The sequence below is a fragment of the Pseudocitrobacter faecalis genome, assembly GCF_965231525.1.
Classification (GTDB): Bacteria; Pseudomonadota; Gammaproteobacteria; order Enterobacterales; family Enterobacteriaceae; genus Pseudocitrobacter; species Pseudocitrobacter faecalis.
This window is the reverse complement of the sequence record NZ_CBDDNJ010000002.1, coordinates 3,090,708-3,114,054: the sequence shown is the minus strand read 5'-3', so window position 1 is coordinate 3,114,054 and position 23,347 is coordinate 3,090,708. Positions and strand designations below refer to the sequence as shown.

Genomic DNA, 23,347 nt, shown 5'->3' with positions numbered 1-23,347 from the left:
GTGCATATGGCCTTTGACGGATTACGTTTCACCCTGACGGTGGACGGACTGGTGCCGGAGACGTTTGCGGTGGTGGATTTCCGCCTCACGCAGGCATACTCATCGCCGTTTGTCCTGGATGTGGATGTCGCCAGCGACTCGTTCCGCCAGACGGCGGAGAAGCTGCTGGAAAAGGGTGTCGTGCTGACTATCTGGCAGGGCAGCACGGTGCTGCGTTATGTGAGCGGTGTGGTGTCGGGGTTCGGCATGAAGGAGCACAACGGCTGGCAGATGCAGTACCACCTTCAGATACGCCCGCCGTTGTGGCGCAGCGGGCTGCGCCAGAACTACCGAATCTTCCAGCAGCAGGACATTAAGGCCATCTCCGCCACGCTGTTAAACGAGGACGGAGTGACGCAGTGGACGCCGCGCTTTTATGAGAGCCACCCGGCCCGGGAGTTCTGCGTCCAGTACGGTGAAAGCGACCTGGCGTTTCTGACCCGGCTGTGGGCGGAGGAAGGCATCTTCTTTTATGACAGATACGCTGACGACAGCCCGGGGCAGACGCTCACGCTGTGTGATGATGTGGCGGGCCTGCCGGTGTACGGGGAGATACCGTTTAACCCGAACACCCGCGAGGTGACGACGGCGTGCATCAGCCTGTTCCGCTACCAGGCGCAGGTGCGCCCCTCGCAGGTGCGTTCAAAAGACTACACGTTTAAGGTGCCGGACTGGCCGGGTATTTACATTGAGGATGCTGAAAACCTCAACGGGCAGTTAACGCAGTACAAAATACTGGACTGGCCGGGGCGCTACAAGGACGAGCAGCACGGTCAGGACTTCACCCGCTACCGGCTGGAAGGGCTGCGTAACAATGCCGAAGCGGCGACGGGGGTGAGCAACTCCCCGGCGCTGTGGCCGGGACGGCGGTTCACCCTGACGGGGCATCCGGTACAGGGAGCGAACCCGAACCGTGAGTGGCAGGTGGTGAGCAGCACGCTGACGGGGAGCCAGCCGCAGGCGCTGCACGGGAGCCGGGGGCGGGGTACGACGCTGAGTAACCATATCACAGTCATCCCGGCAGACCGGACCTGGCGCTCACAGCCCCTGCCGAAGCCGAAGGTGGACGGCCCGCAGAGTGCCGTTGTCACCGGGCCGGAGGGCGAGGAGATTTTCTGCGACGAACACGGACGGGTGCGGGTGAAGTTTCACTGGGACCGTTATCACGGTATGACGGAGGAGAGTTCGTGCTGGATACGGGTGTCGCAGGCGTGGGCGGGAACGGGGTTCGGCAACCTGGCGATACCGCGCGTGGGCCAGGAGGTGATAGTGGACTTCCTGAACGGCGACCCGGACCAGCCCATTGTGACGGGCCGTACCTACCACGAGGATAACCGTTCACCGGGCGACCTGCCGGGGACGAAGACGCAGATGACCATCCGGTCAAAGACGTACAAGGGCGGTGGTTTTAACGAACTGCGATTCGAGGACGCCACGGATAATGAACAGGTCTATATCCACGCGCAGAAGAACATGGATACGGCGGTACTTAACGACCGGACGACGGACGTGAAACATGACCACACGGAGACCATCGGCAACAACCAGAAAATCACGGTGGGGCTGGGGCAGACGGTGACGGTGGGCACAAAAAAAGAAGGGGGACATGACCAGACCATCACAGTGGCCCATGACCGGAGCATCACGGTGCGCAATGACCAGACGCTGAAGGTGACGAACGACCGGCGGGTGGAGGTCAGCCACGATGACGGTCTGTATGTAAAAAACGACCGAAAGGTGACGGTGGAAGGCAAGCAGGAGCACAGGACGACGGGGAACCACGTCAGTCTGGTGGAGGGGAAACACAGTCTGGAGGTGAAGGGCGACCTGGCGGAGAAGGTGAGTGGCGCGCTGGGGATAAAGGTGGACGGGGATATCGTGCTGGAGAGCAGCAGCCAGATAAGCCTGAAGGTGGGCGGCTCGTTCGTGGTGATACACGCTGGCGGGGTGGATATAGTGGGGCCGAAGATAAACCTCAACGGGGGAGGCAGTCCGGGGACACCTGTGTCAATTCTGGCATCAGATATTTCGCTCATGTTTGATGAGCAATTTTTGCTTCAGGACGACGAAGGGAGTCCAATTGCATTTATGAAGTATAAAATAACAACAAGCGGGGGAATGATTTATAGAGGAACAACTGATCAGGACGGGAAAACAGAACGAATAACAACCACTGAAATAGAAGAGCTTGTTTTTGAATATGACTTTGATTAATTGGAGTGATGGATATGGCATTAAGCAACAATAATGGAAGTACTAACCCGCAAGCTAATAGTCAACAGATTGTAAAGGGAGTCGTGGTATATAGTAATCGCCTTCCTAATGAAACCGAACCTGAAGGTTGGCTAAAAGTTAAAGTGGAGCCTAATGACTATGCTTTCTTACATGAGAATACAAAACTCACTGTTTTAAAGGAAGAAAATGGTCGAGTTTATTATAGAGTTGAAAGTGATAAGTTAGAAGTAATGGGGAAGACTATTAGTTTGGCAAAAAAGAATGCCATCGTTTGCACCCATAAAAAAGGACCAACTCAGGAAAGTGCTATTTTAAAGTTGAAGTATGATGGTAAGCCTGTTAAAGCTGTATCAAAATTTAAAGGTGAGTTATTGCAACAATTCGCGACCCTGACTGTTAATGGTACAGAAATAAAAGCAACTCTTAATAGCTTGTGGCCACCAGAATTTAACTTTTCACCAATTGTTCCTGGTAATCATAAAATAATGGCTCCAGATCATTCTCATAATATTGCAGGGCCAACGGATTGGTACAGAAAGGCATTTCCACCTGGTGTTATAGTATGTAATGATATATGGTTCCCAATAGAGCTGGCTGGAACTCGTGGGAATAGTTCTAGGTATATACATTTAGGGAATTTATCTGAAGGTTGTGTGACAATATATGATGTCCAGAAATGGAATATAGTATATGATTATTTGATTTCGCACAGAACTCCAAATACAAAAGGATTATATATAGGTGAGCTAATTGTGGAAAAAATATAAATTTTTATTGTTATTGCTGCCTCAATATGCAATGGCATGCGATATTGATGACGGTGCCTATGCTGAATTTAAAAAAATACAACATGAGATTTTAGAAAAAAAAGTGTCGAATGATCTTGCGTATAATACGCTAAGAAGACTTTGGGAGAATATAGATGTATATTGTCCAGAGGCAGATAGAATAGTATCTGATGCAAGAAATAGAGTGTACTCGTATGATCAACTAGGAAGGCAAATTAAGGCAAGCAATATATATGAATGTGACGATATTTCCGCAAGTAATCAATGTATTAATAAGTATTATTCAGATTGGGATTGGACCTCAAGGATATATCCACGAAGTTCAACTGAATTAATGAGGCCATCTTTACATCTTAGTGTAAATATGAAATTTCGTTCTGGTTTTGATGGATTTAACCTAACACGTGTTTACTTTACATATGTTTTTCAAGGTGTAGAGAAGTATTTATCGGCAGAGTTGCAAGAGTCAGGTGGGAAATATACTGTTGCTTTCTTTTCTTTCGATGAAAAAATAGTCTTGAATGATGTTATTAATAATGATGATTTTTCTAATTATTGGCTGGTGGCTATATATAAAAAAGCAAATGGGGGAGGGCTTAAAGTTGTTTGGTATTACACCAATATTGTTCGTTGATTCCCATTGGTGCTAATAAACATACCCTTTGACATCAGCTTATAAAAATACATCGAAATAACAATTAAATAACTACAAAGAAGAGAACGATATCTGACCAATATGCATTTAAGGAACTTAACATGCCCACAGCAGCCAGACTCAGTGACAAAGGCACCCAGCATGACGGTTATTACGAGACCGCCATTATTGCAGGCTCCTCCACCGTTTTTATTGACGGCCTGCCCGCCGCCCGCCAGGGCGACCCGCTGACGCCGCACGCCAAACCGGACCATCCGCCTCACCCCCGTAAAATCGCAGGCGGCTCTTCTTCTGTCTTTATCGATGGCCTGTCCGCCGCCAGAACCGGCGATGCCATTGACTGCGGCGGCGTGGTTATTGGTGGCGGCACGGTCAATATCGGTTAATTGCTTTTTACTGTAGCAATATTAGGGAGGTCATCATTCCATTAAAAGGGCTGCGTTTTACGCTGACGGTGGATGGACTGGTACCGGAGACGTTTGCGTTGGTGGATTTCCGCCTCACGCAGTCATACTCATCGCCGTTTGTCCTGGATGTGGATGTCGCAAGCGACTCGTTCCGCCAGACGGCGAAGAAGCTGCTGGAAAAGGGTGTCGTGCTGACTATCTGGCAGGGCAGCACGGCGCTGCGTTATGTGAGCGGTGTGGTGGCGGGGTTCGGCATGAAGGAGCACAACGGCTGGCAGATGCAGTACCACCTTCAGATACGCCCGCCGTTGTGGCGCAGCGGGCTGCGGCAGAACTACCGTATCTTCCAGCAGCAGGATATTCAGGCCATCTCCGCCACGCTGTTAAACGAGGACGGTGTGACGCAGTGGACCCCGCGCTTTTATGAGAGCCACCCGGCCCGGGAGTTCTGCGTCCAGTACGGTGAAAGCGACCTGGCGTTTCTGACCCGGCTGTAGATGTCGTTGAGTCATCTAGGGAAGTGAGCGCAAAGATCTTAGGGGAAGGTATTACCGAGGAAGAATTAGGGAATTATGGTCTCTGGAATGAAAAATAAATTTATTTTGAAAATGTTTGTATTTGTCTTTTCTGTAATTGTAATGACGAATAGTTACAGTTTTATATTTTTTGTTTATGAACATTTTTTTCTGATATCTGCACATAATAGTGTAGGGATAATATTTATTTCGTTTTTTTCTATTTTAATTGCGTCTCCGGTTTTATTGGTTGCAACGTTTCTATCGACAAAGCTAAGTTTTCCAATTTTTTACAGGGAATCGCTTACTTGTTTTTTTGAGTGGTTTTCAATACATTCTCTTTGGATTTCTCTTATGGGGGCATTAGGTTATATTTTTATTGTGATAGTGGATAGATGTTTTTTGTCTAAAATTAGTCATGGGTGAATTATACTTTAAGCATCGTGGTTGGGCACACAGCTCATTTGCGAATTTACTTGGTAGTGTGGAATCCAAAAATGATTATACAGCTTATAATGTTCATGTGACTTACAGAGCACATTTTAAAACTAATTTTACCAGTATGACCATTCAAGAGGTTATGGAATCTCAAGCAGATCCTTCTTCAAATGGTTTATTTGCCACAGGTAGATTTCGGATTGTACCAGTAACTTTAAAGGAAGCCGTAAGGGTGCCTGGACTTGATGTTAATGCCCGGTATGATGAGGATATGCAAGATAGAATATTCGAAGAGTATTTAATTAAAATAAAGCGGTCAGCAATAATTAATTATCTTGACGGGGATCGTAATATTGAAGACGCTATCTATGATTGGGCAAAAGAATTTACTTCGGCAGGAGTTCGCTTGGGGAAAGAAATTAGTCGCTCAAAAACGGAGTTTGAGATAAATTTTGATGGCTCGATTAAAATAGATGCTCATGGGAACAGAATACATAAAAGAAGATATGCTGCTGTTGAAGGCGTGTCTTATTACTCGGGTGATGGTATAAATCGCGCGCACATTATGCCGGAAGATATGTTTAGAGTATTTGAGGAGTCAAAAAATGAAGGTAAATAAAGTCTTTTTGTTTCTGTGTGTATTTTTAACGGCGCATGCTGATGTAAATACACCGCCAAAATTTTCAAACTATCCAGTTAATATAAAGCATGGCGCTTTTGTGGAAGAAGTTGATTTTTCTGACCGGCAGGAGATGTATTCTGAGAAATGGAAAAAGTTAATGAGAAATTCTATTTTAAATCCAGTTAATTTTTCCGGTCACTATGGTATTTATATTAGTAAAAACGGAGAGCTTCCTGAAGAATGTGGCGACGATGGATGGGTATGTGGATGGATTATTGATAAAATTAATGGGAAAAAAGTATCAGAACTACCAGCTTTCAATGGTAATACAAAATATTATTCCATCATTGACAATGGAACACCTTCCCCTGATTTATTTGATGCAGAATTTTATGCTACAAGTAGTATGCTGTGGATTAGGGGTCAAAACATCCCCGCAAATGGAAAAGCAGGAGAAGACAGATGTGCTAATGTGGCATATGATTTTAAATCTGATTTATTCGTAAAATTGTTTTCTGGTGAGTGTGAAATCGAATTGGGTAGTATTCCAAATGCAGACCATAATCTGCCGTAATTAGTATTAAAAGTATGAAACATAGTAAATGTTAACACTGAAATCCTTAGGTTTGTATTAAAGCGACTGAAAAACAAGAAGAAATCTTGTACCTTCGCACAACACTATCATTGATTATAATTAAAAATTCCCGGATGAATTAATAATATGAATGTTTCTGTAGTCGATTTAACAACCCGTCCTGTTGACCTGATATATAAATCACTAACTCCCAGTGTCGCTCCTTATATGATTGAACCAGAAATAGTTGAGAAAAAATGTTCATTTTGCGAGCGCCCGGTAAGTGAATTTGGTCGTCAGGGCTACACGTTTAAAAACAGCTATAGCCAGCATGTTGTACATTTTGTGCAATGCTATAGCTTTTGTGTCTCAGCGCCGGATATTATGGGCATTGACGCTCCTTCAAAACTGAAATCGAGTCAGAAATTTGATCTCTGGCGTGGCGTCGGCGCTTGAATCAATGTTGCTACCCTCAATGCGGTTTTATATGTGACCACCTGTATGGTGAGAAAGCTGCCAGTGGTATTCTTCGACAAAGTGAATGCCATTACAGCCACAATGGCTCAGCAGACTGATTATATTTTTACTGCCGACCTTCAGTATCTTTTTATTTGTAACAGGGTATTCGGGAGAAAAACGTATGAGCTGATCCGGTCGCTGCGGGTAAGTTACAGCGGTAATGTTGTCTATGCCTGGTGCGATACACTGATGACCCGGATGAATGAAGTCGATTTCAGAATTAATCTGAATCAGAAATTTTCAGAAAACATTAAATACAAATTCAACTAGCTGATGACAACAAGCCATATGTTGCACAAGGTTTATGCCTCTTGACGTCGTTCATTAGTATTATGGGGAGGCATGGTGCTGTGGACACTATAAGAGCGGATATCTCACAGTATCACGTTAGCTTTTACGATACGTGCATACTGCTTTAATCGTGACCCATCTCCCAGATCCCACTCATGATCCGCGATCTTCTTTTTGTAATCGATTACTTTTTCTTTAGGGATAAATGTAATCGATTACTTTTTGAGGGTGGCAAATATGGTGTCAACAACCGAAAGTAGTAATGGCCTCGCAGTACAGCACCGCATGCTGGTTCCGCGCTTGTCGTTAATGATGTTTATGCAGTTCTTTATCTGGGGCAGTTGGTCGGTCACGCTCGGGTTAGTGATGACTCAACACAACATGTCGCTGTTAATCGGCGACGCGTTCTCCGCAGGCCCCATTGCGTCTATTCTTTCCCCGTTTGTGCTGGGTATGCTGGTGGATCGCTTCTTTGCGTCGCAGAAAGTGATGGCGGTGATGCATCTGCTGGGCGCGGCGATCCTCTGGTTTGTGCCGCAGGCGTTAGTCGCGCAAAACGGTTCGCTGCTGATTGCGCTGCTGTTCGGCTATACGCTTTGCTATATGCCAACCCTGGCGCTAACCAATAACATTGCCTTCCACAGCCTGGCGAATGTCGATAAAACGTTCCCGGTGGTGCGCGTGTTCGGCACCATTGGCTGGATTGTGGCGGGTATTTTTATCGGCGTGACGGGGATTTCCGATACTACGGGTATCTTTACCCTGGCGGCGATTTGCTCGGTGGCGCTGGCGATTTATAGCCTGACGTTGCCGCATACACCAGCTCCGGCAAAAGGGTTGCCGGTGAAGCTGCGCGATCTCTTTTGCGCCGATGCTTTCGCGCTGCTGAAAACACGTCACTTCCTGGTCTTTGCTATTTGCGCGACGCTGATCTCTATTCCGCTGGGCACCTACTACGCCTATACCGCGTCCTACCTTGCTGACGCGGGTGTGGGAGATGTCAGTACGGCGATGTCCTTCGGTCAGATGTCCGAGATTTTCTTCATGCTGGTTATTCCCTTGCTGTTCCGCCGTTTGGGCGTGAAGTACATGCTACTCATTGGCATGCTGGCGTGGTTTGTACGTTATGCCTTTTTTGCGCTGGGCGTTAGCGAAGAGGGGCGTTTCCTGTTGTATCTCGGCATTTTGCTTCACGGCGTATGTTACGACTTCTTCTTTGTGGTGGGCTTTATCTACACCGACCGCGTGGCGGGCGAGAAGGTGAAAGGGCAGGCGCAAAGCATGGTGGTGATGTTCACCTACGGTATCGGCATGCTGTTGGGCTCACAGATTTCCGGTGCGCTCTACAACCGTTTGGTCGCCGGGCACAGCGTGCCGCAGGCATGGGTCACCTTTTGGTGGATCCCGGCGGTTGCCGCCGCCGTTATTGCCATTATTTTCCTCTTCTTGTTTAAGTATGACGATAAGACGCAGGCGTAGTGTTTAAGGAGGTGGTATGAAAACAATCAAAGGACCGGGGATTTTTCTTTCTCAGTTTATCGCAGGCGATGCGCCCTTTAATTCCCTGGATGGCCTGACGGAGTGGGCCGCCGGGTTGGGTTATAAAGCGCTGCAAATCCCCTGCAATCATCCGGCGATATTTGACCTGGAAAAAGCGGCTGCCAGCCAGACATACTGCGATGAGATTCGCGGCAGGCTGGCGGAAAAAGGGCTGGAGGTAAGCGAGTTGTCTACGCATTTGGAAGGACAACTTGTGGCGGTGCATCCGGCCTATGATAACGCGTTCGACCACTTCGCACCGTCCGCGCTGCGCGGTAAGCCTCAGGCGCGTCAGCAGTGGGCGGTAGGTATAGTGAAGAAAGCCGCGCAGGCATCCGCTCGGCTGGGGTTATCGGCACATGCGACATTTTCCGGCGCGCTGGCGTGGCCCTATTTTTACCCCTGGCCGCCGCACAATGCCGCACTGTTGCAGGACGCCTTTGCTGAGCAGGCGCGCCGCTGGCGACCGATTCTGGATGTGTTTGATGAGCATGGCGTGAACCTGTGCTATGAAATTCATCCCGGCGAGGATCTGCATGACGGCCTGACGTTTGAGCGTTTTCTGGAAGGCGTAGGACATCATCCGCGCTGTCATATGCTTTACGACCCCAGCCATTTACACCTGCAAAATATCGACTATCTGGCGTGGATCGATATCTATCATTCACGCATTAAAGCGTTTCACGTGAAGGATGCCGAGTTTGAGCGCAACGGGCGCAGCGGCGTTTACGGTGGTTATCAAAACTGGCTCACCCGAGCCGGACGCTTTCGGTCATTGGGAGACGGGCAAATCGACTTTAAAGGGATTTTCAGCAAATTAACCCAGCATGATTACGACGGTTGGGCGGTGCTGGAGTGGGAATGTTGCCTGAAATCCGCAGAAGTGGGGGCACGCGAGGGAAGCGAGTTTATTCGTCGGCACATCATCCCTGTGTCCACACGGGCGTTTGATGATTTCGCCGCTGGCAGCGAGGTAGAGAAATGATTCAGGTAGGAATTATCGGCAGCGGATTTATTGGCCCGGCGCATCTGGAAGCGCTGCGTCGGCTCGGTAATGTGCAGGTGGTGGCGTTGTGCGACAGCACTCTGGCGCGCGCGCAGGCTAAAGCAAATGAACTTTCGGTGCCGCACGCTTATGGCGACGTCAACGCCTTTCTGGCGCATCCGGGCTTGCAGGTGGTTCATAACTGCACGCCCAATCATCTGCACGCGCAGATTACCCGGCAAATTCTTGCCGCCGGAAAGCATATCTTCTCGGAAAAACCACTGTGCCTGACGCCAGATGAGGCGCGGGAGCTGGTGACGATGGCGGATGACGCGGGCGTCGTGCATGGCGTCAGCTTTGTTTATCGCCAGTTCGCGATGGTGCAGCAGGCGGCAAGTATGCAGCGCAGCGGCGCAACCGGGCGGTTGTTCTCGGTTTACGGCAGCTACTTACAGGACTGGATACTCAACGAAACGGATTTCAACTGGCGCGTGGATGCCGCGCAGGGCGGGGCGTCGAGGGCGATGGCGGATATCGGTTCTCACTGGTGCGATACAGTGCAGTTTGTAACCGGCAAGCGCATTGTCGAAGTAATGGCGGATCTCGCGATTGTTTGGCCGATGCGCAAAGCGAATGTTGCCGGTTCCTCAACCTTTAGCCAGCAGACGCATGCCGCGCAGTACGCGGATTATCCTGTCACCACGGAGGATGCGGGTTCGGTACTGTTCCGTTTTGACGATGGCAGTAAAGGGTGCTTTAGCGTTTCGCAGGTGAGCGCTGGGCGTAAAAATCGCCTTAGCTTTGAGCTTAACGGCAGCGAATGTTCGCTGGCGTGGGATCAGGAAGTGCCGCAACAGCTGTGGATAGGCAAGCGTGAAGGGGCGAATCAACTGCTCAGTGACGACCCTGGATTGCTGAATCGGGATATTGCCAATAGTGCCCATTTCCCCGGTGGTCACATTGAGGGCTGGCCAGACGCTTTTAAAAACATGATGCAGAACTTCTATCGTGCGGTGGCGCAGGGGGAAATGCCGCCAGCCGGGGTGCGTCGTTTTGCTTCCTTCCGCGATGGCGCAAATGTGATGTATATCATTGACGCAATTATGAAAAGCCATCAGCAACAACGTTGGGTGCGCGTGGCGGATTAAGCCTCCGCCCGGTTCGCCGGGCGGCGTTTTTGTGATAGCCTGCAACCAACGCGTTAATAGCAGGAAATCTCCTTCCTATGTCCATTCAGAAAATTGCGCGGCTGGCCGGTGTGTCGGTCGCCACGGTGTCGCGCGTGCTGAACAACAGCGATACCGTAAAGCCGAAAAACCGCGAGCGGGTACTGCAGGCGATTAAAGAGAGCAACTACCAGCCAAACCTGCTGGCGCGTCAGCTTCGCACGGCGCGCAGTTCGATGATCCTCGTGATGGTTTCTAACATCGCCAACCCGTTTTGCGCCGAGGTGGTGAAGGGCATTGAAGAACAGGCCGAGAAAAAAGGTTATCGCATTCTGCTGTGCCATTCCGGTTCGGATATCGAGCGTTCGAAATCCGGTTTGCGCTTGCTGACCGGTAAGATGGTTGACGGCATTATCACCATGGATGCATTCAGCAAGTTGCCGGAGCTGAAAACCTTTATCGGTGATGCGCCATGGGTGCAGTGTGCGGAGTATGCCGACACCGGCTCGGTTTCCTGTGTGGGAATTAACGATGTCGATGCTGCTCAACATGTGGTGAGTCATCTGGCCGACAAGGGTCGAAAGCGCATTGCGTTGATTAACCACGACCTGAGCTATAAATATGCCCGCCTGCGCGAGCGAGGCTACAAAAGCGTGCTGCATGTGCGCGAACTGGACTATCACTCCGTGGAGTACGCGGCAGAGCTGAGTTCTGCGGCGGGGAAAGCAGCAATGGAAAAATTGCTGGCGCAACAGCCGAGGCCGGATGCGGTGTTCGCCGTTTCTGATACCCTGGCCGCCGGGGCAATGCGCGCGATTGAACAAGCGGGGTTGAACGTTCCGCAGGATATCGCCGTAGTGGGATTCGATGGTACCGAGCTTGCGGAGATGGTCTCTCCGCAACTGACAACGGTGCAACAGCCTTCACGCGAGATAGGCGCGAAAGCGGTAGAACTGCTACTGAATAAAATTGACAACCCGGCCTCTGTGGCCGAGCGAGTGATGATGGACTGGCGCTTTATTTCGCGCGCCAGTGCCTGATTATTGCGCTTGAATGGCGCCTGCCAGTGAACGAATATCGTTCCCGGTAGGCGACTGATATACGCGCAGGCCAAACTCTTCCACAACTGCAAAAATATGGTCGAAGATATCCGCCTGAATGCTTTCATATTCCGCCCAGACTACCGTATTGGTAAAGCAATATATCTCCATCGGCAGGCCGTTATTATCTGGCGCAAGCTGGCGAACCATCAACGTCATATCTTTACGAATACGTGGGTGGTTACGTAAATATTCGTTGAGATATGCGCGGAACGTGCCGACGTTAGTCATTTTACGCAGATTCAGTACCGATGCTTCGCTGCCGTGCTCGCGGTTCCATTCATCAATTTCCTGATGGCGCGAATCCATATAAGGTTTAAGCAATTTGGCCTGAATCAGACGCTGCTGTTCCTGCTCATCGAGAAAATGCACGCTGGTGGTGTCGATATTAATGCTGCGCTTAATTCGACGCCCACCGGATGCAGACATACCGCTCCAGTTTTTAAAAGAGTCAGAGACCAGCGACCAGGTAGGAATGGTGGTAATGGTGTTATCCCAGTTACGCACTTTTACGGTGGTCAGGCCGATATCCGTGACCGCGCCGTCAGCGCCATATTTCGGCATCTCCAGCCAGTCACCAAGCTTCAGCATATCGTTGGCTGAGAGCTGAATACCGGCGACCAGGCCAAGAATCGGGTCTTTAAACACCAGCATCAGCACGGCGGCCATCGCGCCAAGGCCACTAATCAGAATCGCCGGTGATTGCCCCAGTAGCAGAGAAATAATCAGAATACCGACCAGGATGGCACTGACTAGTTTCACCCCCTGGAATATCCCTTTAAGCGGTAACTGAGACGCCGCGGAAAATTTCTGGCTGAGATTAAAGATAACATCTAATAACGAGAAGAAAGACAACAGGGCATAAAGCATGACCCACAGTTGAGCGCAGGTTGTTAGAATTTGCGCCGCATCGCTGCCTTTTTGTAGCCATAAAACGGCCTGTACGTTGACGATAATCCCTTGCAGGGTAAACGCCAGTCGATGGAAAAGTTTATTTTGGGTAATGATTTGCAGCCATAATTTGCTGCTGGCCTGTGCGCGTCGCTCAAATGTCCGTAGCACAATACGGTGCAGGATAATATGTACGACAATTGCGGTAAGTAAAATAATACCAAAGATAATCACCAGGGAACTGGTGTGATTTATTTCGATGCCGAGTTCTTCGACCTGAGCTATCAATTCCTGCATAACATCTCCTTTATAACCAGTGCCTATAATGGCGGCTGGGGGGATATTATGCAAATTGGTGGGAATTACGGTGCGGTTTGGTGCCCTCACCCTAGCCCTCTCCCACAGGGAGAGGGAACCGATCGCGCCAGGTTAAATTTTGGTGCTGGTTTCTCCCTCTCCCTGTGGGAGAGGGCCGGGTGAGGGGGATAAATTAAATCTCAGTCAAGATTTCTGACAGCGGCAGACGCGATTTCGGCAGAGCAGCGTTGAAATCTTCCACGCTGTGATGACCCACTGGCACGACCACCAGGCTGGTGAAGCCTTTCTCTTTCAGGCCAAATTCGGCGTCGAGCACGGCGGCGTCGAAACCTTCAATCGGTACCGCATCCAGGCCCATAGCGCCGACGCCCAGCAGGAAGTTACCGACATTCAGGTAAACCTGTTTTGCCATCCACTGATCGTCATCTTTCAGATCCTTGCGGTGCATATCAGCAAAGAACGTACGGCCTTTGTGGTTAGCGGCTTTCGCTTCCGGAGTGGCAAAGCGGCCATCGGCCTCTTCCTGATCAACCACTTTCTCAAGCCATGCGTCATCCATCGCGGTTTTGGCGCAGAAGACCACCACGTGAGAGGCGTCCAGCATTTTACGTTCGTTGAAGACGTAGTTCCCGGCTGCAGATTTCGCCACGCGTGCTTTGCCTTCATCGCTGCTGGCAACGATAAAGTGCCACGGCTGAGAGTTGGTGCTGGACGGGCTGAATTGCAGCAGCGTCTTCAGGTTGTCTGCCTGCTCAGCGGTCAGTTTTTTGCTGGCGTCGAAGGCTTTAGTGGAATAGCGCTTTTTGGCAACGGAAATGATATCCATAACAACTCCTGAATGATAAAAAGCACCGCTCAAGCGGTGCGTTAAGACGGAAAAGGGTACAGCGCAGAAGGCGATTTGAGAAGTGTGAAAAATGCGATAACAGTTATTGATAAAAACGGAAAATCATTGAGGACGAAACCGTTTTTGCTCGCGTTTTGGCAACTTATCGACAACGCGTTCCCATGAATCGGTAATCAGCGATTCCAGTAACGCTGGCGTAATATCATCACCCGGATAGACAGAGACCCAGTGCTTTTTATTCATATGGTATCCCGGTTTGATGCTGGGATAGATAGCCTGATTGAGCAGCGAAATTTCCGGATCTGACTTGAGATTGACAACGGGCAAGCCGCGAGTCCACAGGTTGATCATAAAGATTTTTCCGCCGATACAGAACACATCGTACTCCGGGCCAAAAGGCCAGGTCAGCTCGGCAAACGGCATCTCCAGCGCCAGGCGTTTTGCGCTGGCGTGTAATGCTTCACTGTCCATCGCTCCTCCGTTGTGCAAAACGGGAACGGCGGCACCGTCCCCGTCAGGCTTACAGTGATTTTGCCAGACGATCGACCGCCTCAACCAACCCTTCGTGAGAAACGGTGGAGTAAGAGAGACGCAGCGTCGTGACGTCAGGCGCATCGTTATAAAACGCTTCGCCCGGCACAAAGACCACGCGGTTTTCCAGCGTCTTTTTCAGCCATTCGGTAGTATTGAACGGGTAGCGGAAATGGGCCCACAGGAACATCCCGCCTTTCGGGCGGCTGAAAGCAAGATGATCGCCCAGTTTGGCTTCCAGCGCACTCGCCAGCGTTTCGCATTTTTTACGATAATCTTCGCGGATCAGCGCAATTTGTGCGGGCAGACGATTCAGAGAAAGATACTGTGCCGTGATTTGCTGCGACAGGGTGCTGGTATGCAGATCGGTCGCCTGTTTCACGATAATGGCTTTGTTTGCCAGCCATTCCGGCATCACCAGCCAGCCCACGCGCATACCCGGCGCCAGAATTTTGGAGAAGGTTGAGGTATAGATGACCTGGTCGGTGCAGCCGAGCGCCATCGCGTGTTGATAAAGCGGCTGCGGGCGTTCATCCGTAAAGCTGATTTCACCGTACGGGTCGTCTTCAACGATGATAAAGCCGTGCTGTTTTGCCAGCTCGACCAGACGACGGCGGCGCGGTTCGCTGAGCGTCTTGCCGCCAGGGTTGCCAAAGGTAGGAACCAGATACACTACTTTAACCGGGCTGGTCTGCACTAAATCGGCCAGTTGTTCCACCAGCATGCCGTCTTCGTCGGTATCGACGCTCTGAATGTTGGCCTGCGCCAGCTGGAAAACCTGCAACGCCGCCAGATAAGTTGGGCGCTCGACGACGACCACATCGCCAGGGTTAAGCAGCGTGCGGGCAACAATATCCAGCGACTGCTGAGAGCCGGACGTGATGTAAACCTGTGACGCGTCACAAGCCACGCCGCGCGCGCGACAAATATCGGCAATCGCCTGACGCAGCGGCGGGTAACCTTCGCTCAGGCTGTACTGCATCGCTTCCTGAAATTGTGACGCCATAACCTGCTGTACCGCGAGCTGAATACCTTCGTTATCAAACAGTTCTGGCGCAGGAATACCACCGCCAAGCGAGATAACGCCGGGCAGTTTGCTGTGTTTGAGGAGTTCGCGGACGGCGGAAGGTTTCAGCCCTGTGGCGCGCGATGCCAGCTGATGTTCGAACATAATGACCCTGATTTCATGATGATGAGAAGAGGGTCTACTATAAAACAGTCTGCCGTAGAATGGCCGCAGCTTTTTAATTTTCAGAATATCGTGCTGTCAACATGGGGGAATCCGCTACCGGACGGATAGCGTTAAGGCTTTTCCTCGGCCAGAGCGCGCCACATTGCTTCAAAACCCAGCGCTTTGAGTTTATCCGCACGCGCGGGCTGTTGGCTGGCGAATTCAATGGTGGCTTCCGCAAGTGAAAGAAACAGCGCGTCGCCAAAGGTTTCGAACTCGCCGGACAGATACACCGGGCGCACAGAACGTTGGCACAGGCGGTTGAGTTCCGGGAACATCTCTTTTACCTGCTGTTTTGTCGCTTCGGTGATCTTTTCGCTCATCGACATACGGCGCATCGCGCGGTTGCCGACCGGATTACGTACGCCCCAGTCGATGTAACTGTTCCAGATGCTGTGAATCACCTCTTTCGGGGCTTCAGAATTGCTGAGCCCGGCAATCATCGCCTGGCAAAGGTCGTATTTCAGATGCAGGTAAAGCGCATTAAGCAGATCGTCTTTGGTGGCAAAATAGCGGAACAGGGTGCCTTCTGCGACCCCCGCGTTGCGGGCGATTAGCGCCGTCGAGGCGGCAATGCCGGATTGGGCAAAAGCCACCGTTGCGGCATCCAGTAACGCCTGCTTTTTATCTTCACTCTTGGGACGAGCCACTACACTTTACCTCACTGCGTACAAAAGAAGAGATTGAAACATGCAACCCGGCCTCACTTCAACGAGGCAGGTCAAAATTCGAAAATCGGCTTGACGATTTTTTCTCCCTCTCTCTATAATGAGTGCCTACTCACTCATAATCAAGTTTTTCACGCTGCTTCAGGATGAGGCATCTGTCTGGTCAGGAAATGAAACCTTTCATCATCAGTGTGGTTGTCATCATGCTTATTGCATCCGCAGCGAGTCTGCCTTTTGTTCTGAATGCCGGTTTCGGCCAGGCTCCGCAGGGGGCTGAGAAGAGCCGGGTAGAGGCGTCGCCAAACTACCGTGACGGTGTATTCCACAATCAGTTGCCGACGCCGGGATTTACCAGCGACAAAAACATGCTGGTGGCCTGGTGGGAGTTTCTGACGGTCAAACGCGAGAATGCGCGCCCGGCACAACCGCTGCCGATGGTCGCGACCGATCTGGCAAACATTCCGTTGCAGGAAGAGGTTACGATTTGGCTGGGTCATTCATCGTGGTATCTGCAACTGGCGGGGAAACGCATTCTGATTGATCCGGTGTTCAGCAACTACGCCGCGCCGTTCTCGTTTCTGAATAAAGCATTTGCCGGGGATTATCCCTGGCACGCGAAAAACATGCCGGAAATCGATCTGCTGATTATCTCGCACGATCATTACGACCATCTGGATTACGCGACGATTAAGGCGCTGATCCCGAAGGTAAAAAGGGCGGTGGTGCCGCTGGGCGTGGGGTCGCATCTGCGTTACTGGGGAATGAATGACGAGCGGGTGACCGAGGCAGACTGGCAGGAACAGGTTGAAATCAGCCCGTCGCTGAGCGTACACGTACTGCCCGCGCGGCATTTCTCCGGGCGCGGTATCAAGCGCAACCAGACCCTGTGGGCCAGCTTTATGTTCGTCACGCCGCAGCGAAAAATTTACTACAGCGGTGACTCCGGCTATGGGCCGCACTTCAAAGCCATTGGTGAGCAGTTTGGTGTTGTTGATGTCGCGATTCTGGAAAATGGTCAGTATGACCAGGACTGGCGCTATATCCATATGCACCCTGAAGAGACCGCTCAGGCCGCCGTCGACCTGCATGCCGCTGCTGTGCTGCCGGGCCACTCCGGGCGCTTTGTGCTGGCAAAACACACGTGGGATGACCCGTATAAACGGCTTGCTCAGGCCAGCAAGGGTAAGGCTTATCGTCTGCTGACACCGATGCAGGGCGAGCCCGTAGCGCTTGCCGACCGTACACAGCAATTCCGGGCCTGGTGGGAATAATCACCAGCAGTAATAAAAAAGAGAAGGAGAGGGAAGCATGACTATTTCCGCTCAGGTTATCGACACTATCGTTGAGTGGATCGATGACAACCTGCACCAACCGCTTCGCATTGACGATATCGCACGTCACGCGGGCTACTCGAAATGGCATCTGCAACGGCTCTTTTTGCAGTACAAAGGCGAGAGTCTGGGGCGCTATATCCGCCAGCGCAAACTCAGCCTGGCGGCGCAGGAGCTGCGCACGACCAACCAGCGCGTGTATGACATTTGTCTGAAATATGGCTTTGATTCACAGCAGACATTTACCCGCGTCTTCACCCGGACGTTTAACCAGTCGCCGGGAGCGTATCGTCGGGAGAATTTTTGTAGTCAGATGCATTAGGGCGGGGCGGCGGCCTGTTCCCCCTCACCCTGTCCCTCTCCCACAGGGAGAGGGGACCGATGGTGCCAGTGGTGAGGTATGTGCGGTTTTCTCCCTCTCCCGCAGGGAGATGGAACCGATTGTGCTGGTGGTGAGGCATGTGCGGTTTTCTCCCTCTCCCCGTGGGAGAGGGCCGGGGTGAGGGGAGAGGCAACGGTCACCCAGCCCCATCTCATCTATTGAAAACAATTCCCATTTGCATTAGCGTTGTTAACAAATTTCAACGGGAATGTGTGTTCGATGAAACTGGCGTGGAGTGGATTACTGATTGGGCTGACGGCGCTGCCTGCATCAGCGATGGAGTGTGAAACCTCTCCCAACCGGGGGGAGCAGAAGGGCAAATTTGATGCCAGCGGCGAGGTTTGTTTTACTCTGCCAGCGCTGGGCGAAAATTATGTCTCGGCGCGCTTATCGGGCGTGACCGATGCGCAGTTACTGGATGAGCAAAACCGCGCCATTCGCACGCTGGTGTCCGGTGGCCCGACGGATGGGCAGCATATGTTGCTGTTTTCTCTGCCGGTTAAGCAGTCCTCTTCACTGGTATTACACGGTGAAGCGGGCTCGGCCTGGCATTTCCAGTGGCAAATCAATGAAACTCACGCGCTGGCGGTGGAAGAGCAGCAATCGCCCGCCAGCCCGCAACTGCAAAAACTCGCACGTGAACTTGCCGCCGGTAGGAATACTGACGCGTTCTGGCTGACGCGTCAGCAGGAAGGAACCCCGATGGTGGAGCCCGTCGACGCGCAGCATAAACGGGTGACCTTCCTGTGGCGCGGCGCGCGCAGCAATGTTTATCTTCTGGGCTCGCCCGGTGGCGATCATGATGCGCTGTTTCGCTTAGGGCAGTCGGACGTCTGGTTTCGCAGTTATGTCGTGCCTGCCGATACGCTGATGCAATATAAACTCGCCCCGGATGTGCCTAAAGTCGCGGGCAGTTTGCGCGAGCAACAGCGCGCTATTCAGGTCAGTGCGCAGGCCGATCCGCTTAACCCGCTGACGCTGAGCCCATTGACGCTCGATCGCTGGAACCGCTTTTCTCTACTGGCGCTGCCAGCTTCCCGTTACTTCTCCGCCCAACGCATGGCCCAGCCGATCCGCTACGGTAGCCTGACGCGCCATACGTTGAGTAGCCACCATCTTGGCAACAGCCGCGAAATCAAAATCTATCGCCCCCGCGTCGCGCAGCCCGCGCGATGGACGATGTTTATGTTTGATGGGCAAAACTGGCAGGATGAGTATCGCACCGCTAACGTGCTGGATGGCCTGATTGCTCGCCATCTGCTGCCGCCAATCAATATTGTTTTCATTGATAGCCTGGACCACGCAAGACGCGGAAAAGAGCTGCCGCCGAATCCTCATTTTGCGGATTTTATGGCCCATGAGCTGGTGCCATTCCTGCAACAGCAAGGCATTACGCTAACGCGGCAGAAGACGATTCTGGCCGGGTCGAGCTACGGCGGGCTGGCTTCTTCGTGGGTGGCGCTGCGCTATCCGCGTCTGTTTGGCAATGTGTTGAGCCTGTCAGGCTCCTATTGGTGGGCGCCGAAAGGCGAGCCGGTGAACTGGCTTGCCCGGCAATATGCGCAGTCGCCGCGCTACCCATTACGCTTCTGGTTACAGGCCGGGCAGTTTGAGAGCAGCGGGCCCGGCGGTGGCAACTATCGCCACACGCTGGCGTTTGAGCAGGTGCTGCGTGAAAAAGGGTATCCAGTGAGTTTTCATGCCTCATCCAGCGGCCATGATTACGCCGGATGGAGTGAAGCGCTGGTGCTGGGGCTGCGCGATTTAACCGGCTTAGCGCACGGCAAACCAGCGGCGCCATACGTAGCGCAGAACAAAGTACTCTACAGCGCCAAGCACTAAAAACCAGAGACAAAACAGCAGGGTATAAAGCTGGTCGAGATCCATCAGATGGAAGGCCTCGACCAGTTTTTGCGCCAGCGTTAAGCCGAGAGAGGGCGCCGGTAGCAGCAGGCAAGAGAGTAGCGCCATAAGCAAAATACCGGCGGCAGAAATCAGGGTTTCGAGCGGGTGTTTCATGCGATGTTAATCTTAGGTTAAAAACTATATTTTCCGGCAATAGGCGGCATAACGCAATGATTCTGTGTAAACATATTTTGGAAAATAAAAAACAGCCGCTACGTATTAATTCGTAGATGAATTAAATAAATACTCTGGGTTTAAATGAACGCTAATTTACGTAAATAATCGTCATGTTTAACCCAGTAGTTTTACAAATGTATAAGTGCTGTAGCCAATCAGCGTTGCAACGATGATTGCAGCGGCGATGTACAGCGCCAGGCGGCGTCCGCGGTAGATTCCGAACATAATTTACCTCGTTTAGTTTGAGTTTAAGAACATTCTGTAATATTAATATTATTAAATCAACTGGCATCATCTTTGAATTTTAATGGATATCGAATATTGCGTGAGATCAATTTTTTCATCCGCAAGGATTAATAATTATTAAAACGTCTTAGCCTTGGCCAGAAATGATTTCAGGCCTTCCGTATACAGGAATTTAGAAGGAAATTTATCGTGTCTAAAATGATGAACCCGCAGAACATACCGCCAACGGGCGGTAACACCCACCGGCAGGCTTATCAGCAAACCCTTGCCCAGATCCTTGAGCAAAAGCAAACCCAGCCGGAAGGTCTGAGCCGGGCTGAAGCCGCCGCTCGCTTGCAGAAGCTCGGCCCTAATGCGCTGCCGCAGAAGAAAGGTAAGCCCGCGTGGCTGCGCTTCCTCGCGCACTTCAACGACGTCCTGATCTACATCCTGCTGGCCGCTGCTGTGATGACGGCGGTGATGGGCCATTGGGTCGATACCGCTGTGATTCTCGGCGTTACGGTGATTAACGCGCTAATTGGTTATATCCAGGAGAGCAACGCGGAGAAATCGCTGCAAAGCATTCGCAACATGCTCTCCAGCGACGCTCAGGTGATCCGCGACGGCAAACACGCCACGATCCCGACCACCGATTTGGTGCCAGGTGATATCGTAGTGCTGCGCGCGGGCGACCGTATCCCGGCGGATATGCGCCTGATTGAAGCGCATAACCTGCGCGTGGAAGAGGCGATTCTCACCGGTGAGTCGACGGTTGTCGATAAGCACACCGACGCGCTGACCGGCGACCTGCCGCTGGGCGATCGCACCAATATGCTGTTCTCCGGCACCACCGTGAGCGCGGGCGGCGGCGTAGGTGTGGTGGTGGCAACCGGGCAGGCGACCGAGCTTGGCCGCATCAACCAGATGATGGCTGACGTTGAAACTAACCGCACGCCGCTGCTGGTGCAGATGGACAAACTCGGTAAAGCGATTTTCGTCATTATTCTGGCGATGATGGCGGTACTGTTCGTGTTCAGCGTGCTGCTGCGCGATATGCCGATGGGCGAATTGCTGCTGTCGCTGATTAGCCTGGCTGTCGCGGCGGTACCCGAGGGTTTACCGGCGATTATCTCGATTATCCTCTCGTTGGGCGTACAGGCGATGGCGCGTAAGCGGGCGATTATTCGTAAGCTGCCAACCGTTGAGACGCTGGGCGCGATGACCGTGGTGTGCTCTGATAAAACCGGCACCCTGACCATGAACGAGATGACCGTGAAAGCGGTGATCACCGCCGATAGCTGCTACCGCGTGGACGGCGACAGCTACGAGCCGGTTGGCAATCTCTACCTTGAGGGCAGCAATGAGCCGGTAAAAGTTCAGCCTTATACGGTGCTGGAAAAATACCTGCGCACGATTGATCTCTGTAACGATAGCCAACTGGTACGCAATGAGCTGGGCCACTGGGGAATTACCGGTGGGCCGACCGAAGGCGCACTGAAGGTACTGGCAACGAAAGCGTCGCTGGAGCCGGTGACCACGGAACTGGTGGCGAAGATCCCGTTTGATTCCCAGTACAAGTACATGGCAACGCACTATAAGCTGGATGCGGAAGAGTGGGTGATGGTTACTGGCGCGCCGGATGTACTCTTTGCGCTGTGTGAGCAGCAGCAGACTGCACGTGGCCTGGCGACATTCGACCGCGCCTACTGGGAGTCCGAGATGGAGCGCTTTGCCCGTCAGGGCCTGCGTATGGTGGCGGCGGCTATTAAACCTGCCGATATCGGCGCGACCACGCTGGATCACAGCGACCTCCAGCAGGGGCTTATCTTCCTTGGTATCGCCGGGATGATGGACCCGCCACGCCCGGAAGCGGTCGATGCGATCCACACCTGCCAGACGGCAGGGATCCGCGTGAAAATGATCACCGGCGATCACCCGCAAACGGCGATGAGCATTGGTCAGATGTTGGGGATCCACAATGCGACCGAAGCGATGACCGGCTACCAGCTGGAGCACATGGATGACGACGAGCTGGCGAAAGCGGCGGTGGAGTATGACATCTTTGCCCGCACCAGCCCGGAGCATAAACTGCGTCTGGTTAAAGCGTTGCAGAAGAACGGTGAAGTGGTCGGGATGACTGGCGACGGTGTGAACGACGCGCCAGCGCTGCGTCAGGCTGATGTCGGCATTGCGATGGGGATTAAAGGCACCGAAGTCACCAAAGAGGCGGCGGACATGGTGCTGACCGACGACAACTTCGCCACCATCGCCAGCTCGGTCAAAGAGGGGCGTCGGGTGTACGACAACCTGAAGAAGACGATCCTCTTTATCATGCCAACCAACCTGGCGCAGGGTCTGCTGGTGGTGATTGCCCTGTTGGCAGGGAATATGATCCCGCTGACGCCGGTGCTGATTTTGTGGATGAACATGGCGACCTCCGCGACGCTTTCCTTCGGCCTGGCCTTCGAAGCCGCCGAGCGTAACGTGATGAATCGCCCGCCGCGTAAAACCGGCCAGCACGTCATGGACGCGTTTGCGGTCTGGCGTGTGGCGTTTGTCGGCTCGATGATTGCCATCAGCGCCTTCATTCTGGAAGCCTGGCTGGCGCCACGCGGCCACAGCGCAGAGTTTGTCCGTACCGTGCTGTTGCAGATGCTGGTGACCGCGCAGTGGCTGTACATGATTAACTGCCGTAACACCGACGGTTTCTCTATCAACCGCGGCCTGCTGAAGAACAAAGGTATCTGGATGGTGACGGGCGTTCTGTTGCTGCTCCAGCTGGCGATTATCTATCTGCCGGTGATGCAGATGATGTTCGGCACCGAAGCGCTGCCTGCTCGCTACTGGTTCGTGACGCTGGCAATGGGTGCGGTGATGTTCTTCATCGTCGAGATTGAGAAGCGCCTGACGAGGCGATTCCGCAAGGCTGCTTAATTGAAAAAAGGCCCGGTGGCGCGTCGCTTACCGG

General features: G+C 52.1%; 21 protein-coding genes and 1 pseudogene. 16 read left to right on the top strand and 6 right to left on the bottom strand.

Features of this window, described 5'->3' with window-relative positions; translation table 11 throughout:
• Positions 1-6: 6 nt before the first annotated feature.
• The 12 genes and pseudogenes from tssI (at position 7) to ACOXYR_RS15410 (ending at position 11,813) form a co-directional block, all read left to right on the top strand.
• A complete protein-coding gene (gene tssI, locus ACOXYR_RS15465; protein ID WP_421425964.1) occupies positions 7-2,253 on the top strand; it encodes a type VI secretion system tip protein TssI/VgrG in 2,247 nt (748 codons plus the stop codon).
• Between the two features lie 14 nt (positions 2,254-2,267).
• On the top strand, positions 2,268-3,041 hold the full coding sequence (locus tag ACOXYR_RS15460; RefSeq protein WP_421356742.1) for a hypothetical protein: 774 nt from the start codon (positions 2,268-2,270) through the stop codon (positions 3,039-3,041).
• Positions 3,025-3,696 carry a hypothetical protein gene (locus ACOXYR_RS15455; RefSeq protein ID WP_421356741.1) on the top strand — a complete coding sequence of 224 codons (672 nt, stop codon included), beginning with the start codon at positions 3,025-3,027 and terminating at the stop codon, positions 3,694-3,696. The genes ACOXYR_RS15460 and ACOXYR_RS15455 overlap by 17 nt, the downstream gene beginning before the upstream one ends.
• 122 nt (positions 3,697-3,818) lie before the next feature.
• On the top strand, positions 3,819-4,103 hold the full coding sequence (locus ACOXYR_RS15450) for a type VI secretion system PAAR protein (protein ID WP_421356740.1): 285 nt from the start codon (positions 3,819-3,821) through the stop codon (positions 4,101-4,103).
• A gap of 35 nt (positions 4,104-4,138) precedes the next feature.
• Positions 4,139-4,618, top strand: a pseudogene (locus ACOXYR_RS15445) (contractile injection system protein, VgrG/Pvc8 family); the annotation flags it as partial.
• Positions 4,619-5,057: 439 nt separating this feature from the next.
• Positions 5,058-5,696 (top strand): hypothetical protein, encoded by a 639-nt coding sequence (locus ACOXYR_RS15440; protein ID WP_421356118.1) that lies wholly within the window; start codon positions 5,058-5,060, stop codon positions 5,694-5,696.
• On the top strand, positions 5,683-6,273 hold the full coding sequence (locus ACOXYR_RS15435) for a hypothetical protein (protein WP_421356117.1): 591 nt from the start codon (positions 5,683-5,685) through the stop codon (positions 6,271-6,273). Before ACOXYR_RS15440 ends, ACOXYR_RS15435 begins: the two co-directional genes overlap by 14 nt.
• Positions 6,274-6,420: 147 nt before the next feature.
• On the top strand, positions 6,421-6,729 hold the full coding sequence (locus tag ACOXYR_RS15430; RefSeq protein ID WP_421356116.1) for a hypothetical protein: 309 nt from the start codon (positions 6,421-6,423) through the stop codon (positions 6,727-6,729).
• A gap of 591 nt (positions 6,730-7,320) precedes the next feature.
• Complete coding sequence (locus ACOXYR_RS15425; protein ID WP_421356115.1) at positions 7,321-8,562, top strand: MFS transporter; 1,242 nt, start codon at positions 7,321-7,323, stop codon at positions 8,560-8,562.
• A gap of 16 nt (positions 8,563-8,578) precedes the next feature.
• Positions 8,579-9,607, top strand: a complete 1,029-nt coding sequence (locus tag ACOXYR_RS15420; protein WP_421356114.1) for a sugar phosphate isomerase/epimerase family protein — start codon at positions 8,579-8,581, stop codon at positions 9,605-9,607.
• A complete protein-coding gene (locus ACOXYR_RS15415) occupies positions 9,604-10,755 on the top strand; it encodes a Gfo/Idh/MocA family protein (RefSeq protein WP_421356113.1) in 1,152 nt (383 codons plus the stop codon). Before ACOXYR_RS15420 ends, ACOXYR_RS15415 begins: the two co-directional genes overlap by 4 nt.
• 77 nt (positions 10,756-10,832) lie before the next feature.
• Positions 10,833-11,813: a LacI family DNA-binding transcriptional regulator gene (locus ACOXYR_RS15410; RefSeq protein WP_421356112.1), complete on the top strand. Its 981-nt coding sequence runs from the start codon at positions 10,833-10,835 to the stop codon at positions 11,811-11,813.
• Here the strand turns inward: ACOXYR_RS15410 and ACOXYR_RS15405 are convergent, their stop codons facing one another.
• The 5 genes from ACOXYR_RS15405 to ACOXYR_RS15385 form a co-directional block, all read right to left on the bottom strand.
• Positions 11,814-13,061 carry a mechanosensitive ion channel family protein gene (locus ACOXYR_RS15405; protein ID WP_015965446.1) on the bottom strand — a complete coding sequence of 416 codons (1,248 nt, stop codon included), beginning with the start codon at positions 13,059-13,061 and terminating at the stop codon, positions 11,814-11,816. It lies immediately after the preceding gene.
• A gap of 193 nt (positions 13,062-13,254) precedes the next feature.
• Positions 13,255-13,908, bottom strand: coding sequence for an oxygen-insensitive NAD(P)H nitroreductase (gene nfsB / locus ACOXYR_RS15400; RefSeq protein WP_113857555.1), 654 nt, complete (start codon positions 13,906-13,908; stop codon positions 13,255-13,257).
• 123 nt (positions 13,909-14,031) lie between these two features.
• Positions 14,032-14,400, bottom strand: coding sequence for an MmcQ/YjbR family DNA-binding protein (locus ACOXYR_RS15395; RefSeq protein WP_421356111.1), 369 nt, complete (start codon positions 14,398-14,400; stop codon positions 14,032-14,034).
• 49 nt (positions 14,401-14,449) lie between these two features.
• On the bottom strand, positions 14,450-15,631 hold the full coding sequence (locus tag ACOXYR_RS15390) for an aminotransferase-like domain-containing protein (protein ID WP_108473987.1): 1,182 nt from the start codon (positions 15,629-15,631) through the stop codon (positions 14,450-14,452).
• Between the two features lie 131 nt (positions 15,632-15,762).
• On the bottom strand, positions 15,763-16,341 hold the full coding sequence (locus ACOXYR_RS15385; RefSeq protein ID WP_108473986.1) for a TetR/AcrR family transcriptional regulator: 579 nt from the start codon (positions 16,339-16,341) through the stop codon (positions 15,763-15,765).
• Positions 16,342-16,514: 173 nt separating this feature from the next.
• On the opposite strand from ACOXYR_RS15385, the gene ACOXYR_RS15380 reads away from it, so the two are divergent.
• From ACOXYR_RS15380 to ACOXYR_RS15370, 3 genes are all read left to right on the top strand, one after another.
• Positions 16,515-17,630, top strand: coding sequence for an MBL fold metallo-hydrolase (locus ACOXYR_RS15380; RefSeq protein ID WP_421356120.1), 1,116 nt, complete (start codon positions 16,515-16,517; stop codon positions 17,628-17,630).
• A gap of 37 nt (positions 17,631-17,667) precedes the next feature.
• Entirely contained in the window at positions 17,668-18,012 is a 345-nt protein-coding gene (locus ACOXYR_RS15375; RefSeq protein ID WP_108473984.1) for a RamA family antibiotic efflux transcriptional regulator, read from the top strand.
• A 279-nt stretch (positions 18,013-18,291) separates the two neighbouring features.
• Entirely contained in the window at positions 18,292-19,914 is a 1,623-nt protein-coding gene (locus ACOXYR_RS15370; RefSeq protein WP_421356110.1) for an alpha/beta hydrolase, read from the top strand.
• Here ACOXYR_RS15370 and ACOXYR_RS15365 read toward each other — a convergent pair.
• Positions 19,846-20,091 (bottom strand): DUF1158 domain-containing protein, encoded by a 246-nt coding sequence (locus tag ACOXYR_RS15365; RefSeq protein ID WP_108473982.1) that lies wholly within the window; start codon positions 20,089-20,091, stop codon positions 19,846-19,848. The genes ACOXYR_RS15370 and ACOXYR_RS15365 overlap by 69 nt on opposite strands.
• 507 nt (positions 20,092-20,598) lie before the next feature.
• Between ACOXYR_RS15365 and ACOXYR_RS15360 the strand changes: the two genes are divergently transcribed.
• On the top strand, positions 20,599-23,313 hold the full coding sequence (locus ACOXYR_RS15360; RefSeq protein WP_421356119.1) for a cation-transporting P-type ATPase: 2,715 nt from the start codon (positions 20,599-20,601) through the stop codon (positions 23,311-23,313).
• Positions 23,314-23,347 lie beyond the last annotated feature (34 nt).

Bases quoted from the DNA above. Each gene is read 5' to 3' on its own strand.
- ACOXYR_RS15365 (WP_108473982.1), bottom strand. From the start codon at position 20,091: ATGAAACACCCGCTCGAAACCCTGATTTCTGCCGCCGGTATTTTGCTT.
- ACOXYR_RS15450 (WP_421356740.1), top strand. From the start codon at position 3,819: ATGCCCACAGCAGCCAGACTCAGTGACAAAGGCACCCAGCATGACGGT.
- ACOXYR_RS15405 (WP_015965446.1), bottom strand. From the start codon at position 13,061: ATGCAGGAATTGATAGCTCAGGTCGAAGAACTCGGCATCGAAATAAAT.
- ACOXYR_RS15420 (WP_421356114.1), top strand. From the start codon at position 8,579: ATGAAAACAATCAAAGGACCGGGGATTTTTCTTTCTCAGTTTATCGCA.
- ACOXYR_RS15410 (WP_421356112.1), top strand. From the start codon at position 10,833: ATGTCCATTCAGAAAATTGCGCGGCTGGCCGGTGTGTCGGTCGCCACG.
- ACOXYR_RS15370 (WP_421356110.1), top strand. From the start codon at position 18,292: ATGAAACTGGCGTGGAGTGGATTACTGATTGGGCTGACGGCGCTGCCT.
- ACOXYR_RS15430 (WP_421356116.1), top strand. From the start codon at position 6,421: ATGAATGTTTCTGTAGTCGATTTAACAACCCGTCCTGTTGACCTGATA.
- ACOXYR_RS15460 (WP_421356742.1), top strand. From the start codon at position 2,268: ATGGCATTAAGCAACAATAATGGAAGTACTAACCCGCAAGCTAATAGT.
- ACOXYR_RS15395 (WP_421356111.1), bottom strand. From the start codon at position 14,400: ATGGACAGTGAAGCATTACACGCCAGCGCAAAACGCCTGGCGCTGGAG.
- ACOXYR_RS15440 (WP_421356118.1), top strand. From the start codon at position 5,058: ATGGGTGAATTATACTTTAAGCATCGTGGTTGGGCACACAGCTCATTT.
- ACOXYR_RS15425 (WP_421356115.1), top strand. From the start codon at position 7,321: ATGGTGTCAACAACCGAAAGTAGTAATGGCCTCGCAGTACAGCACCGC.
- nfsB (WP_113857555.1), bottom strand. From the start codon at position 13,908: ATGGATATCATTTCCGTTGCCAAAAAGCGCTATTCCACTAAAGCCTTC.
- ACOXYR_RS15390 (WP_108473987.1), bottom strand. From the start codon at position 15,631: ATGTTCGAACATCAGCTGGCATCGCGCGCCACAGGGCTGAAACCTTCC.
- ACOXYR_RS15375 (WP_108473984.1), top strand. From the start codon at position 17,668: ATGACTATTTCCGCTCAGGTTATCGACACTATCGTTGAGTGGATCGAT.
- tssI (WP_421425964.1), top strand. From the start codon at position 7: ATGGCCTTTGACGGATTACGTTTCACCCTGACGGTGGACGGACTGGTG.
- ACOXYR_RS15360 (WP_421356119.1), top strand. From the start codon at position 20,599: ATGATGAACCCGCAGAACATACCGCCAACGGGCGGTAACACCCACCGG.
- ACOXYR_RS15415 (WP_421356113.1), top strand. From the start codon at position 9,604: ATGATTCAGGTAGGAATTATCGGCAGCGGATTTATTGGCCCGGCGCAT.
- ACOXYR_RS15435 (WP_421356117.1), top strand. From the start codon at position 5,683: ATGAAGGTAAATAAAGTCTTTTTGTTTCTGTGTGTATTTTTAACGGCG.